Consider the following 16012-nt stretch of genomic DNA (forward strand, 5'->3'; position numbering starts at 1 on the left):
CGGGGTCTCAGGAGGTGACGGTGCGGGCGGTGGTGAGCCCGAATCCGGCGATCCACTCCGGGATCGCCTCGTAGAAGGAGGTCTCGACCGCGTACCGGCCGGCGGCGCCGAGCGCGGCGTAGGCCGCGATCCAGGTGCGCACCTCGTGCGAGGAGTGGCCTGCGTGCTCGACGAACCACGTGTTCGGCCGATCGTCGATGCGCTCGATCTCGCCGGAGGCGAGCAGCGCCATCATGTCCGCGTCCCAGTGGGGGTTCAGCGGCATCAGGTCGGAGGTGCCCGCGGCGAAGTCGGCGATCGCGCCGACGACCCTGGCCTCGCGCACCGCCCGCTCCTGCGCGGTCGGGTTGCGGCCGGCGATCAGCCGCTCGGCGACCTCCGGCGGGGCACCCCTCAGCTGGGGCACCGGCGGGTCGTGCGAGAGGCCTCCGGAGCCGACGAGCAGCACGCGCCTGTCGAGGCCGGCCGCAGCGCGTCCGACGGCCGCTCCGAGATGGCGGGCCCTGGCAACCGGCCCGAGCGGCTCGGCCACGCAGTTGATGAAGACGGGAACGACGGGGACGACGTCGATCGCCCCGAACAGCAGCGCGAGCGGCTGGGAGAACCCGTGGTCGACCTGCATGCGCTCGGAGACCGCGACGTCGACTCCCTCCGCGAGCACCTCCGCCGCGATGTGGCGCGCCGCGTCGGCATCGACCGGGAGCGGCCCCTTCGGCAGTCCGTAGTCCCCGACCGACTCCGCGGCGGCGGCGATGCAGAAGGGGGGCATGACCTCGTAGAAGAAGCCGTTGTAGTGGTCCGGACCGAAGATCACCACGAGTTCGGGGTCGTAGTCGCGGATGAACGCGCGGGCCCGGTCGAACGCGTCCTCCACCCTCCCCGTGACATCCGGGGCCGGATCGGCCTTGCCCATCAGCGGGGTGTGGGAGGTCGTACACAGCGCCAGCGTCATCATTGACTCCCTGCTAGCATTCTAGCGTTTCAACCGACTCTAGAGGTGTGCTGCGCCACGGGCAAGGGCCCGGACGGCGCTCCCTCGCGATGTCGGGGCGCCGTCCTCGGGCGGCCTCGATAGGCTGGATGGGTGGCCATGAGCAGTGATCCAAGCGCGTGGTCGGTCTCCCCCGCCGGTTTCACCGGCAGGCGGCCGACCGCCCAAGGGCTCGGCTCGCTCGTGTACGAGCAGATCAAGGAGCGACTCCTCGACGGCGTCCTCGCCGCGGGCCAGCGGCTGCAGGTCGAGGCCCTCAAGGCCGAGTTCCGGGTGAGCAAGCAGCCGGTCATGGAGGCGCTGCGTCGGCTCTCCGGCGAAGGCCTGGTCGAGATCATTCCCCAGGTCGGCTGCCAGGTGCGCGACTACCCGCACCAGGAGGTCGAGGACTTCTTCAGGCTCTTCGGTGGCATGGAGGGCACGATCACCGAGATTGCGGCGGCCCGGCGCACCGACGCGCAGATCGCGCTGCTCGAGCAGGTGGAGGACCAGATCGGCGCGCTGCGCCACGGGGACGATGCAGGTGTCCGCAGCCGCGGTTACCGGCTGCACAACCGCCGGTTCCACGCCGTGGTGCACGAGATGGCCAGGTCGCCGATCATGGCGGCCACCAGCCAGCGGATGTGGGACCTCAGTGACTTCCTGATCAACACCATGGGGAGCACGGCGCCGCTGTCCGAGGCCCTCGAGCAGCGGCACGCCGATCACGAGCGCATCGTTCGGGCCCTCCGCGCCGCCGACGGGGCCACCGCGCGGCGCGAGACCGAGGCCCACATCATCGGCACGATCGGGATCATCTGGCCGCAGCCGTCGATCGTCGAGCACAACGGCTGACAGGCGCCGGTCGGCCGTCAGGCGAGAGCATCGGCGATCAGGTCGACCTGGTCGGGATCGGAGCTGCACGGGAAGAGCAGCAACTCGTCGCACCCCTCCCCTGCCAGGCGGGCGACCACCTCCCGGACCGCAGCGGCGCTGGTGAGCGCAGTCGAGCCCAGTCCGGTCGCGGCGTCACCGAGAAGGGCGTAGTACTCCGGCAGGTAGCGCTCGGCCCGCGCCGGACCGTCGGCGCCGAGCGCCACGTAGGCGACGGCCTGCGTCCGCGGGGAGCCGTCCCGGCCGTGCCGCCGCCAGCCCTCGCGGACCACCGCCGCGCCGGTGGCGTAGAACCCCGCGCTGCCCGCGACCCAGCCGTCGCCGAACCGGGCGGCACGGTCCAGCGCCTGCGGCGAGCGGCCACCCAGGACGACACCGGGGCGTCCGCGTGGCGACGCGGGACCGATCCCCGCGGGGCCGCTTGCCGCCGCCCACGTCCCGACCAGCTCGGCGAGCATCACGTCGAGCCGGCGCCCCCGGTCGGTGAAGTCCGCGCCCGTCGCGGCGTAGTCGTCCTCACGCGCCCCTACCCCGAGGCCGAGGGTGAGCCGGCCGCCGGACAGCCGGTCGATCGTGGCGGCCTGCTTCGCGAGGATCGTCGCCGAGCCGCGGGCGGGGGCGAGCAGGACGGAGGTGCACAGCCCGATCCGTTCGGTGACCGATGCGGCGGCCGCCAGGATGATGAGCGGGTCGTAGTTGTCGTAGACGACCCGGTCCAGCGCGGCCAGCGAGGAGAACCCGGCGGACTCCGCCCGCCGGGCCCACTCGACGACCTGGTCGGGCCGGGCTCCGGGCACCGCTGCCGGAAGCCCGACCCCGACCTGCATCGACGTGGCATCAGCCAAGGTTGAGACCTTTCAGGGCCGGGATGACGTCGCGACTGTAGAGCTCGTAGGAGCGCAGCGTCTGCTCCCTGGTCATGTCCCGAACGAGCCCCACATGATGATGTTGCCGCATTGCAGCTGCTCGGCCTGCGCCACGAGCTGGTCGCGCACCGTCTCCGGCGAACCGACGCAGACGACCCCGGCCTGGATGAGCCCCTCCCAGCTGATCGGCCCGGAGGTGAACGGCCGGAAGAACGACGAGTAGTACTCGTAGCCGGCCGGCACGTTGTCCAGGTCGTCGAAGATCGCGTGCTCCTTGAACAGCGCGAACAGGTAGTCCAGGGCGGGTTCGGCGATCTCGCGGGCCTCCTCGTCGGAGTCGGCGACGAAGATGTTGCGCATGACCGCGAGCTGGTCCGGGCTCGTCGAGTTGCCGGCCTCGGCCGCGGACGTGCGGTACCGGTCGAACATGTCCTTGGTGTCGGGGGTGGACAGGAACGTGTGGCCCATCTTGTACCCCTTGCGCCCCGCCCACTCCACGGTCGCCGGGCTCAGCGCCGTGATCCACACCGGCGGGTTGGGCTGCTGCAGCGGACGCGGCCAGATGCTGACGTCCTCGTAGTTCCAGAACTTGCCGTGATGGGTGAAGGTCGGGTTCCGCCACGCGGTGTGGATGAGCTCCATGCCCACCTCGAAGCGGGGGCGGGTCTCCTCCATCGGCACGCCCTGCCGGAGAAACTCCTGCTCGTCGACGCCGCGGCCCATGCCCACCTCGAGCCGCCCGCCGGTGAGGTAGTCGAGCATCGCGGCCTCCTCGGCGAGGCGGCGCGGGTCGTGGAACGGGATGATGTTGGCATCACCCCCAGCCGCATGTTCCGGGTCAGCCTGGCGATCGTGGCCACCAGCAGGTCCGGTGACGGGCTGACGTTGTAGGCGGTGAAGTGGTGCTCGCTGAAGAAGATCCCGTCGAAGCCCTGGTCGTCGGCCTTGATCCAGGACTCGAAGTGCCAGTCGTAGAGCTCCTGGCACTTCTGTGGGTCGAAGTCGGCGGGGTCCGGCGAGTACGGGTAGTTGAAGATGTCGAAGATCCAGGTCTTGACCATGGAACGCTCCTGTGCACTCGACGGACGGGTCAGCTGACGTCGGTCCACTTCGGGGTGTCGAACTCGGGACGCAGGGTCGGCTCGAAGCGGTCGAGCTTGATCCCGATCTTCGGCAGCACGCGCTCGACCAGCAGCTCGTTGCTGCGCAACAGCTTGTCGATCGGCGCGGGACCCAGCCCCATCCAGAGCACGAGCAGCTCGATGCCGAACATCTCGATCGCCTTCTCGAGGTTGCGCGCCACGGTGTCGACCGAGCCGGTGATCGAGTACCCGCGGTCCACCATGGTCTGGTAGTCGTTCTTGATCGGGCCCTCCTCCCCCGGGTAGCGGAGCGCCTCGTTGAACCCGAAGTGGTCGTGCCACTCGGGCCAGATGAAGCCGAGCGCGTCCCTGCCGATCGCCAGGGCCTCATCGTCGGTGTCCGCCACGACGATCTCGCGGAAGTGCCCGACGTTCTGCCCCCAGCCGATCGCCGGGTCCCGCTTCTTCGCCTCCTCGTGATAGGCGTCGAGGCAGCCCTTCACGGTCTGTTCGATCGGGCTGAAGATGATCGGCCAGCCGCCCTCGCGCGCCGCCCACCGGATGGTGTTGGGGCTGAGCGTGAACGGCACCATCAGCTCGATCGTGGCCGGGTCCTGCAGGGTGTTCGGGGCAATGCCGATCTTCTCCAGCTCGTTGCCCGCGCCCAGCATCGACGGCGCCATGGCGCGGGTGCCGGGGTGGTCCCAGGTGATCCCACGCGGCGGCACCTGCCAGTGCTTGCCCTCGAAGGAGAACTCGCGGTTCTCCCAGAGGCCGCGCACGACCTGGTAGGCCTCCTCGAACAGCTCCCGGTTGATCGCGTCGTGCGCGGCGTACTCCGGGTCGGTCGCGTACGTCGCCACCGCACCGTTCTTCTGGCCGATCGTGGTCACGTGGCGGGTCTGGTAGCCGCGGGCGAAGCCCGCCAGCATCCGGCCGCCGCTGAAGTGGTCGAGCATGGCCAGGTCCTCGGCCACCAGGATCGGGTTGCGCGAGGGCAGCACCGTCGCCATCTGCCCCACGCGCAGCTTCTTCGTGATCCCCGCGGCCCAGGCGCCGAGCATGATCGGGTTGTTTGACATCTCGAGGCCCTCGAGATGGAAGTGGTGCTCGGAGAACGCCGCGAAGTCGAAGCCCAGCTCGTCGATCTGCCGCAGCACCGCGGCGTTCTCGAACAGTGTCCGCTGGTAGAAGTTCGGGTTCGCGCCCGCGTAGCCCTGCCGGTACTGCTCGGGAGTCGCCGCTGCACTCGGCAGCAGGAAGGTTCCCAACCGCATCTCGGACACCCTTCGCCACGGGGGAGGCCATCGTTGGCCTCCTAGTATGCTGGCATGCAACACGCGCCGTGATCGACTGTCAAGGAGCCTCTTGCCCCCCGATGTGAGGGCGATTACCGTGCGAGGCACGCTAGCATTCCAGTTCGCACGGCTCGAGAAGGGACCGTCGATGCCCGTCCGCACCGGTGCGCAGTACGTCGAGAACCTGCAGAAGCACCCCCGTGAGGTGTGGCTGCGGGGCGAGCGCGTCGACGACGTCACCACGCACCCCGCCCTGCGCCGCCCGATCGAGCAGATCGCCCGGCTCTACGACCTGCAGCACGACCCCGAACTCGCCCCGGTGCTCACCGGGGAGGGCCCCGACGGAGCAGCCGTGGGCCGCGCCTTCTTGCCCTGCCGCACCCAGGACGACCTGGCCGCGCGGCGCGCCGCCTACCGGGCCTGGGCCGAGCCCACGCTCGGGCTGCTCGGCCGCTCCCCCGACTTCCTCAACACCACGCTGATGGCGTTCACCGAGTCGCCGGGCGTGTTCGCCAAGCTCGGGCAGCGCTACGCCGACAACGTGCAGCGCTACTACGAGTACGTCCGCGACAACGACCTGTTCCTCACCCACGCACTGATCACCCCGCAGACCGACCGGTCGAAGACGGCGTCGGAGCAGCAGGAGCAGTTCCTGCACATGGGCGTGGTGTCCGAGGGCCCGGACGGGCTGGTGGTCCGCGGTGCGCGGATGCTCGCCACCCTCGCCCCGATGGCCGACGAGCTGATCATCTACAGCCTGCCCGGCCTGCGCCTCGGCGACGAGAAGCACGCGGCCTGCTTCGCCATCCCGATCGACACCCCCGGCCTGCGGCTGATCTCCCGCGCCCCGTTCGACGACGGCACCCGGCACCCCTTCGACCACCCGCTGTCCGCACACTTCGAGGAGGCGGACTGCCTGGTCGTGTTCGACGACGTGCTCGTGCCCTGGGACCGGGTGTTCCTGCACGGTGACGTCGCGCTGGCCAACGCCCTCTACTCCGAGACGAACCTGCGCCAGCACACCGCGCACCAGACCGGCGTGCGCGGCCTGGTCAAGCTGCAGTTCGTGACCGGGCTCGCGATGAAGCTCAGCCAGTCGGTGAAGATCGACGGCTTCCTGCACGTGCAGCAGAAGCTGGGCGAGTGCATCGCGGCCGTGGAGCAGGCGCACGCCCTGATCGTGGCGTCGGAGGCCGAGTACGAGACGACCGACGCCGGCACCGTCCGGCCGCGGTTCAACGCGCTGCAGACGCTGCGGGTGCTGCTGTCCACCCAGTACCCGCAGCTGGTGGAGGTGCTGCAGACCCTCGGCGCCGGTGGCCTGCTGATGATGCCCTCGGCCGAGGACTTCGGCTCGCCCATCGCGGAGGACATCGCGCGCTACTACCGCGGCGCCGACATGCCCGCCGTGGACCGCATCCGGCTCTACAAGCTGGCCTGGGACCTGTGCGGGGACGCGTTCGGCCAACGGGCGCTGCAGTACGAGCGCTACTACGCCGGCGACCCGGTCCGCATCCTGGCCATGAACTACCTGTCCTACGACAAGTCCGACTGCTTCCGGCTGGTGGACCGCGCGCTCGCCCTCGCCGGGGACCCGGACGGTCCGGTCTCCTGATGGCGGCGGGACCGCGGACCGGCCGGGTGGAACCCGAGCGGTTCCGCTACGCCCTGGGCCAGTTCGCCACCGGCGTCACCGTGATCACGACGACGACCGCGGACGGTCCGGTCGGCTGCACGGTGAGCGCGTTCTGCTCGCTCTCACTCGACCCCCCGCTGGTGCTCGTCTGCCTCAACCGGGACCGGTCGATGCACCACGCGCTGAGCGCCGCCCCCGGCTTCGGCGTCAGCATCCTGGCCTCGGACCAGGGCGCGCTGGCCCGCGGCTTCGCCCGGCCCGCGGACCGGTTCGCCGGGGTCGCGCACTCCCCCGGCCGGTACGGACCGCACCTCGACGGCGCGCTCGCCCACCTCGACTGCGCCGTGCACGAGATCCGGGACGGGGGCGACCACGTGATCGTCCTCGGCCGCGTCCACGGCTTGCGGGTGCACACCGGCGACCCGCTGCTCTACGCCCAGGGCGCGTTCCTCGACCTCCCGGGGCCGGACTGGGAGCGTGCCGCCGCCACCGCCCCGCACGAATGGCTGCTCTCCGCCCCCTGGTGAGCCGCCCGCTCTTCCCCCGGTCCCGCATGGCAAAGGAGCAGTGATGGAGTTCTTCGTCGGCGCGTGCGCCAAGATCGACCAGGTCGGCATCGTCAGGCAGGCCGAGGACGCCGGAGTCACGCACTTCGGCGTCGGCGAGGGTCCGCTGCTGTTCAGCGACCCGTACCAGTACCTCGCCCTCGCCGCCAGGGAGACCTCGACGATCAACCTGGGCACCTGGGTCACCAACCCGCTCACCCGGATCCCTGCCGTCACCGCGAACTCGCACGCCACCCTCAACGCGCTCGCCCCCGGGCGCACCTTCCTGGGCATCGGCACGGCGAACAACGCGCTGCGCTCGATGGGTCAGAGTCCCGCGTCGATCGCCCAGCTCGACGACGCGTTGCGGGTCACCACGGGGCTGCTGAACGGCGAGCGGGTCACCGAGACGTGGCGGGGCAAGGAACGCGAGCTGGAGTTCCTCGACAAGGGCGGTACCTGGTACAACCTCGAGGACCGGATCCCGGTGTGGATGGCGGCGGGGGGCCCGCGCGGCATCAAGGTGGCCGCCCGCTACGCCGACTACGTGGCCTACTGCCTCGGGCCGGACCCCGAGATGATCCGGCTCGTGCGCCGCGAGCTGGACAAGGCCGTCGCGGACGCGGGCCGTCCGCCCGGTTCGGTCAAGCTCGTCGCGGTGAGCTGGTTCTACCAGCTGCGCGACGGCGAGACCTGGGAGGACGGCGTCGACCACGGCTTCGCCTCCGGCCCGATCAGCTCGTGCCTGACCAACATCGGCTTCATGCGCGAGCACGCCGCCGAGCTCGACCCCTCGATCGTCGAGGCCAGCGCAGCCGCAGCCACCGCCTACCTGGGCGACCCGAACGCCGCCGAGCAACCGCACTACCTCGACACCTGGTCGAAGTACCAGAAAGGGCTCGACGACTCGCACCGGCCGCTGATCACCAAGCAGCTGTGCGACTACTGGTGCCTCTACGGCTCCCCCGACGAGATCTGGGAGAAGACCCAGGGGATGCTCGAGGCCGGCGTCGACATGATGAGCGTCTTCCTGTCCAACCCGTTCACCGCCGAGCGCGACATCGCGGACATCGGCTCGTCGATCCTGAACCGGGCCTGAGGCTGTCCGAGCCGGGGTGACCCACGCACGCCGCGCGGGTCACCCCGGCCGGCGGCTCCTGCTCGTCGAACGCCCACTGTCCGATCCTGAGCCAGTTTCGATCCGGCCGTCCCCGATTCGGGGACACTCCGTCGTGGCTCCCATCGCACCGCAGGCGCCGTCCGACTCCGGGCGATCAAGCGCACGGCGGGGGTGGGTCTCCGGTGCCGATATCACGCGGGTCGTTCCGTCGCGCCCCGATCCCGGATGATCAGGAGAGGACAACCGTGAAGGTCACGTCATTCCATTTCATGCCCTACCGGGACCTGCCCGACGACTTCGACAAGCGGTACACCTCCGCGTGGGTGGACGCGCCGTGGTGGGAGCTCGGCGACGCGGAAAAGGTCGGTGAGTACTACAACCAGTCCATCGACGAGCTGATGCACGCGGCCAGGATGGGGTTCGACGGTCTCGGCACCAACGAGCACCACCAGAACGTCTACGGGTTCATGTGCAACCCGAACCTGTTCGGGGCGACGCTCGCGAAGATGACGAAGGACGCCGGCATCGACGACGTCGCACTGGTCCAGCTCGGCGCCACCGTCTCGTCGACCGCGCCCCCGATCAGGATCGCCGAGGAGTATGCGGTGATCGACTGCATCAGCGGTGGCCGGCTCGTCGCCGGTCTGCCGCTGGGTCTGGGCTGCGACGCGAACATCAGCTACGGCATTCCCCCGATGGAGCAGCGCGAGCGCTGGCGCGAGGCCATCGACTTGATGGTCAAGGCCTGGACGGCGCAGGAGTTCTTCGCCTGGAACGGCAAGTACTTCCAGCTGCCGAAGGTCAACCTGTGGCCGCGGCCGGTGCAGACCCCGCACCCGCCGCTGCTCATTCCCGGCGCCGCCAGTTCGTCGACCTGGGACTACTGCCACGACCGGGATCTGCCGTACGCCTACCTGAGCTACTTCGGTGGCAAGTCGGCGCAGAATGTGATGAACCGGTTCTGGGACCGCGCCGCCGCGAAGGACAAGGACGCCAATCCCTACCGGGCCGCCATGCTCCAGTTGGTGGGCGTCGCGGAGACCGACGCGCAGGCCGAGGAGCAGTTCGCCGAGCACCTCGAGCACTTCTACCACAAGGCCCTGCACCTGCCGCTGCACTACCTCGCCACACCGGGGCAGTCCGACTACAAGAGCATGGTCAACCTGTTCAGCTCCGGAATGCTCGAGTACATGGACTACACCGTGGACCTCAAACCGCTCAGCGGCCGGGACATGATCGAGAAGGGCTTCGCCGTCGTCGGCAGTCCGAGTACCGTCCGCGAGAAGCTCGAGGCGATGGTTCGCGAGCTCAACGTGGGCCATCTAATGACCGTCCTGCAGTTCGGGTCGATGCCCCACGACATGGCGATGCAGAACATCGAGCTGTTCGGGCGGGAGGTCCTGCCCCACCTCCAGAAGATCTGGCAGTCCGAGGGCTGGGAGAACGCGTGGTGGCCCAAGAAGTGCAACAAGACGCCCGCTCTGCAGGCCCAGGCCTGATCCGGGACCGGAGGACACGGTAATGGCTGCACCGACGACCGAGACCCTTCAGCTGCGGCATTGCGACTTCGAGGCGAAGGTGAAGGTGGCAGGGAGCGGAAGCCCCGTCGTCTACCTGCACACCGCCGGCGGACCCCGATGGGACGCCTTCCTCGACGCGCTGGCCGAACACCACACCGTCTACGCCCCCGACCACCCCGGAACCGGCGCCACCGCCAGGGACTCCATCTACCAGGTCGACTCGCTGTGGGACCTCACCCTGATCTACGACGAGATCCTCGACGGGCTCGGCCTGGCATCGGTGCCCGTCGTCGGCAGCTCCTTCGGCGGGATGATGGCCTGCGAGCTGGCCGCGCTGCGCCCGGAGCGGGTCAGCAAGATGGTGCTCATCGACCCGATCGGGCTGTGGCGTGAGGACATCCCGGTCGCGCCGTACATGATGCTCTCCCAGGCCGACCTCGTCGCGACGCTGTTCAGCAACCTCGCCGCCAAGCCCGTGCAGGAGTTCCTCACGCTGCCCACCGACCCGATGGAGATGGCCATTGCGATGGCCGACTCCGTGTGGGCGCTGGGCACCACCGGGAAGTTCGTCTGGCCCATCCCGGACAAGGGTCTGAAGAAGCGGCTGCACCGGGTCACCGCGCCCACCCTCATCATCTGGGGCGCGGAGGACAAGCTGATCTCACCGGTCTACGCCGAGGACTTCGCCGCCGCCATCGCCGACTCCCGCATCGAGATCGTGAAGGGCGCCGGCCACGTCCCGCAGTGGGAGCAGCTCGACATCGTCGCACCGTTGGTGCTCGACTACCTCAAGGAGTAACCGCGGACGCGCGAACGGCCCGGTCCGGGTCTGCCCGGACCGGGCCGTTCGCGGTCTCAGCCGGACTTGCGCTCGGCTCCGACCAGCACGTAGACCATCGTGCAGTGCCGATCACTGCGGTTGTGCCAGGCGTGCCGGATGCCCTGCTGCACGACGCAGGTGCCAGGGGTGACGTGCACCTCGGCGCCGTCGTCGAGCTCGAGCCAGATCTCGCCGTCCACGCAGATCCCGTAGTCGATGCTGTCCGTGGTGTGCATGCCCGGTGTGTCGGGCTCGAACACGTGGACCAGGCCGGGCTGCTTCTCCTCGGCCTCCGCCACGACCTCCTCCGGGCCGGCGTCGGCGGGCGGGGTCGACTCGGGAGCGAACCGCACGATGACGAACCGAGTGCCGCCCGGCCCGGGGAAGAACGGGAACGGAACGGTCGCGGGATTGTCGCCTGCGCCCACGAACGGCGTGCCGTCCCCGGTGCCCCAGATGTTGAACAGCTCCGAGCCCGGCATCGCCATCACCGACGACGGCTCGACCCGCGTCTCGTCCGCGAACACCGACGTGCCGTCGCTGGTGCGGTCGGTCACGACCTTCTTGACGTCGAACGCCACGATCTCTCCTTCTGTCGGGGAACTGCGCGGATCGCTACCGGGCGGAGGTCTCGGCCAGGTCCACCCAGCGACGACCGGAGGCCGGCACGATCCGGCCGAACGCGGAGCCACTGAAGTGGCCGTCTGCTCCGATCGTGGTGGGGTCGCCTTCGAGCTCGGCGGCGATCCGGTCGCGGGTCCGGGCCGCCACGTCCGGGTCCACGTCGAAGATGATCCGCAGGTCGCCGTCGGCGAGCTGCAGCGGGCAGTGCACGACGTCGCCCAGGATGATCGCCCGCTCCTGCCCCGAGGAGATCACCGCCGAGCAGTGGCCCGGCGTGTGCCCTGGGCTCGCGAGCACGTTCACCCCGGTGGCGATGAGCGCACCGTCGGCCACCGACTCGATGCGGTTCACCAGCGGAGCCTGGACCGCCTCGGGATGCGGCCCGACCGCCGCGAGCCCCTCGTCGGTCACCCCCTGCCAGAAGTCGAACTCGCCGTCGCCCACGACGTGGCGGGCGTTGGGGAAGGTCAGCTCACCGTTCTGTGCGGTCCACCCCACGTGGTCGAGGTGCATGTGGGTGTAGAACACGACGTCCACGTCGCCGGGTTCGACGCCGGCCTGGCGCAGGCTGGTGAGCAGCTTGCCGCCGCGGAACTCCCCGTCCACCGGAGGGAACGGGACGGTCATGTCCCCGAAGCCGAGGTCGACGATGATTTTCTTGTCGCCGCTCTCGACGAGGAAGCCGCCGAGGGACATGAGCAACTTGCCGTCGTCGTCGAACAGCTCGCGGTGCGCCTCCCAGAGCGCGTCGTTGGCCGCGGGGAAGATGGCGCTGGCCGAGAGCGACGCGTCGCCATCGGGCAGGTAGGTCACCCTGATGTCGCCGACGTCGATCGACTCGACAGGGGCGTGCCGTGCGGACATAGGTAGTCCTCTCTCGGCGGGCGATCAGCCCGCCAACGCTCCGAGCACCGGCTTGAACGGGTAGATCTGCGTGTCGACGACCACGCCCTGCGCGACGTAGGGGTCCTCGTCGAGCAAGGGCTTCAGCTCCTCCTGGCCGGCGACCTCGAGCACGAGGATTCCGCCGGTGCCGTCCTCGAACGGGCCGGCGATGCGCAGGGACCCGGCTCCGATCAGCTCCTTCAGGTGGGCCCCGTGCGGGCCGCGCGCCTTGTCGATCAGCTCGGTGTCGTCGGTGTACTTCCACACCACGGTGAAGAACGCCATGCCCACTCCCCCTGGATGAATCGGTCACTGCCCGGGGTCGGACGGCGCGGCCACCGTTGGCCGCGCCGTGGTGTCGACCGAGACGATCACTGCACGGCGAGCTCGGACCGGACGAACTCCGCGATCGCTCTGTACAGCTCGCCGGAGCGCTCGATCGCGGCGGTCATCCAGTAGGTCCCGTGGATCAGCCCGTCGTACCGCTGCAGGGTCACCGGGACGCCGGCCGCCTTCAGCTTCTCGGCGTAGGCCTCGCCCTCGTCGCGCAAGGGGTCGAACTCCATGGTGAGGACCAGGGCGGGGGGCAGCCCCGAGTGGTCGGCGGCTAGCAGCGGCGAGGCGTAGGGGTTCTTGCCGTCACCGGGCTCGCGCAGGTAGTGCCGCCAGAACCAGTCCATCGACCCCGCGGTGAGCAGGTAGCCCTCGGCGTTCTCCCGGCGCGAGGGCAGGTCGGAGGTCGCGTCGGTGACCGGGTAGGTCAGCACCTGCGCCCGGATCCGCGGGCCGCCCTCGTCGCGCGCCTTGAGTGCCACGACCGCCGCGAGGTTGGCGCCCGCGCTGTCCCCGATCACACCGAGCCGGCTCGGGTCACCGCCGAACTCGGCCGCGTTCGCGGCCACCCACTGCAGCGCGGCGTAGCAGTCGTCCACCGCGCCGGGGAACTTCGTCTCCGGGGCCATCCGGTACTGGGTGGCCACCACGATGGCGCCGGACGCGGCGGCCAGGGCACGGCACGGCTTGTCGGCGACCTCGAGGTTGCCGATCACCCAGCCGCCGCCGTGGAAGTAGGTCAGAACCGGCAGTGGCCCCTCGCCGCCGGGGACGAAGATGCGGATCGGCAGCTCACCGTCCGCGCCGGGGATGGTCCGGTCGTGCACGGCCGCGACGGCGGCCGGCTCGGCCTGCAGGCCGCGGAACGCCATGGCCGCGTCGCGCGCCTCGGACACGCTCATCTGCTCGAACGACTTCATGCCCTGGGCCTGCATCGCCTCGAGCAGGCCCTGCGTCTGTGGATCCAACGCCATCGGGAGATCCCTTCGTCATGGGGGACGGGTCGACGACCCGTTCGGTCGGCACAGGGAGGTGGGTGGTCCCGTTCGCGCGGGACCACCCACCCATTCCGAGCGTGTCGGGATCAGCCGGGGAACTGCGGCATGATCTTCTCGCCGAACAGCTGAAGGTTGCGCCGGACCTCGTTGAAGGGCAGGAAGCCCTGGTCGGACCACCAGACGAAGTACTCCGGGCTGCCGTTCTCCCACAGCTCGTGCATCTTCTCGGTCACGTGCCCGACGTCGCCGGCGTAGAGGTAGTGCGACTCCTCCATCCGCTCGACCGTCTGCGGGACGGGGCCGGTCTCGCCGGCCTTGCGGAAGACCTCGTAGAAGCCGTGGTGGCCCCAGAAGTTCTCCCAGCCCACGCCCGACACCCCGCGCTGCGCCTGGCGCATCGCCTCGTCCTTGTTACGTCCGATGTGGACCGACCGCAGCACCCCGGTGTTCTCGCCGAGTGCGAGGTCACGGCCGTGCTGACCCGCCTCGTCCTGGTAGGCCTCGACCATCTTGCGGTAGTCCTCGGGGATCGAGGTCAGGATGACCGGGGTGATGCCCTCGCGGGCCGTCCAGCGGATCGTGTTCTCGCTCATCGAGAACGCCTGGAACAGCTTCGGGTGCGGCTTCTGGTACGGCTTCGGCACAACGGAGATCTTGTGCAGCAGGCCGTCGTCGCCGATCTCACCGTCGGCGCCGAACCGCCGGGTGTAGTCGCCCGCCGGCCAGTTCGTCCCGCCCGGCGGGTACGGGAACGAGTAGAACGTGCCTTCGTAGGAGAACGACTCCTCCTTCCAGGCGAGCTTGAGGATCCGGTAGACCTCCTCGAACAGCTCGCGGTTGAGCTTGTCGCGCTCGCTCGCGTCGCTGGTGGCGGTCTGGACCGGGAGCAGCTGCGTCATGGCGTTGAACCAGCGCTCCTGGTAGCCGCGGGCGAACCCGACGACCGTGCGGCCCTTCGTCATCTGGTCCAGCCACGCCGTCTCGATGGCGAGCTTGACCGGGTTGTGGCTGGGCAGCACGTACCCGACCGGGCCGACCTTGATGTTCTTGGTGTGGTGCGCGACGTCCAGGTAGAGGGAGTGCGGCCCACCCTGCTCCATGCCCTCGGTGTGCAGGTGGTGCTCGGGGAAGCAGATCGCCTCGAAGCCGTAGTCGTCGGCCATCTTGGCCAGCTCACGCACCTCGGTGAGCATCTGCTGCCACTTCTCGGTCTTGTGGCCGATCGGACGCAACGCCTCCCGCTCGCGCTCAGAAGCCGGAAGTGCCGGGAGCATGAAAAAGACGAACTTCACGTGCTCACTCCTCCACGGGTCGATGAGGGGTCGTCCGAGCGGGGCCTCGAATTGCCGATCACCCCACCACCGGCCGTTGCGCGGCGGAGTTGGTTCAGGACGTTCGGGTGGATCACGCTGGCACGAACCTAGCCGGGCGACCAGGCGCGAACCTGTCCGAAAGTGCAACACTCCGGACGGTCCGGCAGCCGCGGGTGACGCGACGAAGGCGGCAGCAGCGCGCCCGACACGGCCCTGAGCAGCGTCGATGCCGTTCCGATCGGTGCCGCCCACGAGGCTGGAGGGTCCCGGCGGCAGCCGCTGGCTATCATCATGATGTGCAACTATTGCCGAGGCCCGGCCCGCGGCGCCCCGGAGCGAGAGGTGTGGCGGAATGAGGACCGGTGCGCAGGGCAGCAATCGCCGGAGTCCGAAGATGTCCGAGGTCATCGCCCGCGAACTGGCCAGTCATATCGTGAACGCCAAGCTCTCGGCCGGCAGCGTCCTGCCCACCGAACGGGAGATGATCGAGAGCTTCGACGTCGGCCGCTCCACCATTCGTGAGGCACTGCGGCTGCTGGAGACCCGCAACGTCATCACGCTGCGCCCCGGACCGGGCGGGGGGCCGGTCGTGCGCCGTCCTCGTCCCGAGGACCTGGGCGAGGCCCTCACCCTCATCCTGCAGTTCGAGGACGCCTCGCTCGACGACGTGATGGAGGCGCGGCGCGCGCTCGAGCCCACGATCGCCCGGCTGGCCGCGAGCCGGATCTCCGACGCGGACCTGGACGCCATGGACCGGACGGTCTGCCTGATCCTCGACAACCCGAACCCCGAGGTCTTCCAGGAGCAGAACCGGATCTTCCACGCCACGCTGTCCAGGGCCGCGCGCAGCGTCGTGCTGCAGGTGTTCGTCGAGAGCCTCGGCAGCGTCGCCGACGGCGTCGCGGGCGGCGTCACCTACTCGTCGCGCCGCTACATCGCGGCGGCGCAGGCCCACGCCCGCATCATCGAGGCCCTGCGCGCCCACGACGCCGACCGCGCCGAGCAGTTGATGCGCGACCACCTCGACGAGGCCGACGACTACTGGCACAAGAAGCACAAGGACCTGGTGTCGCGACCGGTGGTGTGGCGGCGCTGAGCAGCCGCCCGG

The 16012-nt window shown here is 69.7% G+C and carries 16 protein-coding genes; 7 read left to right on the top strand and 9 right to left on the bottom strand.

All coding sequences use genetic code 11. The features are described 5' to 3' along the window. Positions 1-7: 7 nt before the first annotated feature. Entirely contained in the window at positions 8-952 is a 945-nt protein-coding gene (locus HOP40_RS33090; protein ID WP_172167014.1) for a 3-carboxyethylcatechol 2,3-dioxygenase, read from the bottom strand. Between the two features lie 138 nt (positions 953-1090). Here HOP40_RS33090 and HOP40_RS33095 point away from each other — a divergent pair, with 138 nt between their 5' ends. Continuing rightward, positions 1091-1825: a GntR family transcriptional regulator gene (locus HOP40_RS33095; protein WP_172167017.1), complete on the top strand. Its 735-nt coding sequence runs from the start codon at positions 1091-1093 to the stop codon at positions 1823-1825. Positions 1826-1842: 17 nt separating this feature from the next. Here the strand turns inward: HOP40_RS33095 and HOP40_RS33100 are convergent, their stop codons facing one another. From HOP40_RS33100 to HOP40_RS33110, 3 genes are all read right to left on the bottom strand, one after another. Further along, on the bottom strand, positions 1843-2709 hold the full coding sequence (locus tag HOP40_RS33100; protein ID WP_240157407.1) for an LLM class flavin-dependent oxidoreductase: 867 nt from the start codon (positions 2707-2709) through the stop codon (positions 1843-1845). Between the two features lie 72 nt (positions 2710-2781). Further along, positions 2782-3492, bottom strand: coding sequence for an LLM class flavin-dependent oxidoreductase (locus HOP40_RS33105; RefSeq protein ID WP_240157408.1), 711 nt, complete (start codon positions 3490-3492; stop codon positions 2782-2784). 328 nt (positions 3493-3820) lie between these two features. Then, a complete protein-coding gene (locus HOP40_RS33110) occupies positions 3821-5089 on the bottom strand; it encodes an LLM class flavin-dependent oxidoreductase (protein ID WP_172167019.1) in 1269 nt (422 codons plus the stop codon). A gap of 169 nt (positions 5090-5258) precedes the next feature. On the opposite strand from HOP40_RS33110, the gene hpaB reads away from it, so the two are divergent. The 5 genes from hpaB (at position 5259) to HOP40_RS33135 (ending at position 10730) form a co-directional block, all read left to right on the top strand. Next, complete coding sequence (hpaB, locus tag HOP40_RS33115) at positions 5259-6725, top strand: 4-hydroxyphenylacetate 3-monooxygenase, oxygenase component (protein WP_172167022.1); 1467 nt, start codon at positions 5259-5261, stop codon at positions 6723-6725. Then, on the top strand, positions 6725-7273 hold the full coding sequence (locus tag HOP40_RS33120) for a flavin reductase family protein (RefSeq protein WP_172167024.1): 549 nt from the start codon (positions 6725-6727) through the stop codon (positions 7271-7273). Before hpaB ends, HOP40_RS33120 begins: the two co-directional genes overlap by 1 nt. Before the next feature lie 43 nt (positions 7274-7316). Further along, positions 7317-8390, top strand: a complete 1074-nt coding sequence (locus HOP40_RS33125) for an LLM class flavin-dependent oxidoreductase (RefSeq protein ID WP_172167026.1) — start codon at positions 7317-7319, stop codon at positions 8388-8390. 266 nt (positions 8391-8656) lie between these two features. Next, complete coding sequence (locus tag HOP40_RS33130; RefSeq protein WP_172167028.1) at positions 8657-9910, top strand: LLM class flavin-dependent oxidoreductase; 1254 nt, start codon at positions 8657-8659, stop codon at positions 9908-9910. A gap of 22 nt (positions 9911-9932) precedes the next feature. Then, entirely contained in the window at positions 9933-10730 is a 798-nt protein-coding gene (locus HOP40_RS33135; RefSeq protein WP_172167030.1) for an alpha/beta fold hydrolase, read from the top strand. Between the two features lie 56 nt (positions 10731-10786). Here the strand turns inward: HOP40_RS33135 and HOP40_RS33140 are convergent, their stop codons facing one another. The 5 genes from HOP40_RS33140 to HOP40_RS33160 form a co-directional block, all read right to left on the bottom strand. Then, the gene (locus HOP40_RS33140; RefSeq protein WP_172167033.1) at positions 10787-11332 is read right to left on the bottom strand and encodes a cupin domain-containing protein; all 546 of its coding nucleotides are present in this window, start codon (positions 11330-11332) and stop codon (positions 10787-10789) included. A gap of 34 nt (positions 11333-11366) precedes the next feature. Next, the gene (locus HOP40_RS33145) at positions 11367-12239 is read right to left on the bottom strand and encodes an MBL fold metallo-hydrolase (protein ID WP_172167035.1); all 873 of its coding nucleotides are present in this window, start codon (positions 12237-12239) and stop codon (positions 11367-11369) included. Positions 12240-12263: 24 nt separating this feature from the next. Beyond that, positions 12264-12545, bottom strand: coding sequence for a YciI family protein (locus HOP40_RS33150; RefSeq protein WP_172167037.1), 282 nt, complete (start codon positions 12543-12545; stop codon positions 12264-12266). Positions 12546-12631: 86 nt separating this feature from the next. Then, entirely contained in the window at positions 12632-13567 is a 936-nt protein-coding gene (locus HOP40_RS33155; RefSeq protein ID WP_172167039.1) for an alpha/beta hydrolase, read from the bottom strand. A 110-nt stretch (positions 13568-13677) separates the two neighbouring features. Continuing rightward, on the bottom strand, positions 13678-14883 hold the full coding sequence (locus HOP40_RS33160; protein ID WP_172167041.1) for an LLM class flavin-dependent oxidoreductase: 1206 nt from the start codon (positions 14881-14883) through the stop codon (positions 13678-13680). Positions 14884-15298: 415 nt separating this feature from the next. Between HOP40_RS33160 and HOP40_RS33165 the strand changes: the two genes are divergently transcribed. Continuing rightward, positions 15299-16000 carry a FadR/GntR family transcriptional regulator gene (locus HOP40_RS33165; RefSeq protein ID WP_172167043.1) on the top strand — a complete coding sequence of 234 codons (702 nt, stop codon included), beginning with the start codon at positions 15299-15301 and terminating at the stop codon, positions 15998-16000. Positions 16001-16012: the final 12 nt, after the last annotated feature.

Source organism: Pseudonocardia broussonetiae (assembly GCF_013155125.1).
Lineage (GTDB): Bacteria > Actinomycetota > Actinomycetes > Mycobacteriales > Pseudonocardiaceae > Pseudonocardia > Pseudonocardia broussonetiae.

What these genes read in the sequence shown, in the direction of transcription:
- HOP40_RS33090 (WP_172167014.1), bottom strand. Translation starts at nt 952, where the DNA reads ATGACGCTGGCGCTGTGTACGACCTCCCACACCCCGCTGATGGGCAAG.
- HOP40_RS33095 (WP_172167017.1), top strand. Translation starts at nt 1,091, where the DNA reads ATGAGCAGTGATCCAAGCGCGTGGTCGGTCTCCCCCGCCGGTTTCACC.
- HOP40_RS33105 (WP_240157408.1), bottom strand. Translation starts at nt 3,492, where the DNA reads ATGCTCGACTACCTCACCGGCGGGCGGCTCGAGGTGGGCATGGGCCGC.
- HOP40_RS33110 (WP_172167019.1), bottom strand. Translation starts at nt 5,089, where the DNA reads ATGCGGTTGGGAACCTTCCTGCTGCCGAGTGCAGCGGCGACTCCCGAG.
- hpaB (WP_172167022.1), top strand. Translation starts at nt 5,259, where the DNA reads ATGCCCGTCCGCACCGGTGCGCAGTACGTCGAGAACCTGCAGAAGCAC.
- HOP40_RS33120 (WP_172167024.1), top strand. Translation starts at nt 6,725, where the DNA reads ATGGCGGCGGGACCGCGGACCGGCCGGGTGGAACCCGAGCGGTTCCGC.
- HOP40_RS33125 (WP_172167026.1), top strand. Translation starts at nt 7,317, where the DNA reads ATGGAGTTCTTCGTCGGCGCGTGCGCCAAGATCGACCAGGTCGGCATC.
- HOP40_RS33135 (WP_172167030.1), top strand. Translation starts at nt 9,933, where the DNA reads ATGGCTGCACCGACGACCGAGACCCTTCAGCTGCGGCATTGCGACTTC.
- HOP40_RS33145 (WP_172167035.1), bottom strand. Translation starts at nt 12,239, where the DNA reads ATGTCCGCACGGCACGCCCCTGTCGAGTCGATCGACGTCGGCGACATC.
- HOP40_RS33150 (WP_172167037.1), bottom strand. Translation starts at nt 12,545, where the DNA reads ATGGCGTTCTTCACCGTGGTGTGGAAGTACACCGACGACACCGAGCTG.
- HOP40_RS33155 (WP_172167039.1), bottom strand. Translation starts at nt 13,567, where the DNA reads ATGGCGTTGGATCCACAGACGCAGGGCCTGCTCGAGGCGATGCAGGCC.
- HOP40_RS33165 (WP_172167043.1), top strand. Translation starts at nt 15,299, where the DNA reads ATGTCCGAGGTCATCGCCCGCGAACTGGCCAGTCATATCGTGAACGCC.